1 protein-coding gene is annotated in these 694 nt (G+C 39.5%); it reads left to right on the forward strand.

Going from position 1 to position 694, the window contains the following annotated elements; all coding sequences use genetic code 11:
• Positions 1-264 (forward strand): YadA-like family protein (locus ACFINY_RS09895; protein WP_375612610.1); only part of this gene is annotated, 264 nt, incomplete at its 5' end.
• Positions 265-694 lie beyond the last annotated feature (430 nt).

The raw sequence follows: 694 nt of genomic DNA on the forward strand, positions 1-694 counted from the left end.
ACATTGAATTATGCTATTCAGGATGTTCGGAAAGAAGCAAGACAAGCTGCTGCTATTGGTCTAGCGGTGTCCAACTTGCGTTACAATGATGCACCAGGAAAGTTAAGTGTTGCACTTGGTAGTGGTATATGGCTTAATCAGTCCGCATTTGCTCTTGGTGCTGGTTATACATCTGAAGATGGAAATATTCGCTCTAGTCTATCTGTGACAAGTGCCGGAGGGCGCTGGGGTGTAGGTGTAGGATTAAGCTTAACTCTAAATTAATAAAATTCACTACGATTATTTTCAAAAACGCTCCTGTCTATACAAGACAGGGGCGAAAAGAGTTACACGATTAAAAGAACGACTCCCATAAATAACAATGCCAGCATTAATGTTGAAAATAAAAAAAGAGAAAATGTCTGAAGAGTGGTGTGTTTTACGCAAATTTGACAGAAGTCGTGGAGGGGGCTAGTTGGTTGTTACATGACAGTAAGCAGCGGATTAAGAAAGTTTTTGATGATACGAAAAAATATGTAGATAAATATTTTTCTGAATCCAAGGATAATGCGATGAGTAATGGTGTTAACGAGTCGAAATCCTAAACCGATATAAAATTTGAAACGTTTAGTTATGATATTAAGAGCGTACGGAAAGAGGCAAGGCAAGCAGCCGCCGTTGGTCTAGCAGTATCCAACCTACGTTACTTTGACGA

Origin of the sequence: Bartonella sp. AA23NXGY, assembly GCF_042197165.1 — a bacterium.
Lineage (GTDB): Bacteria > Pseudomonadota > Alphaproteobacteria > Rhizobiales > Rhizobiaceae > Bartonella.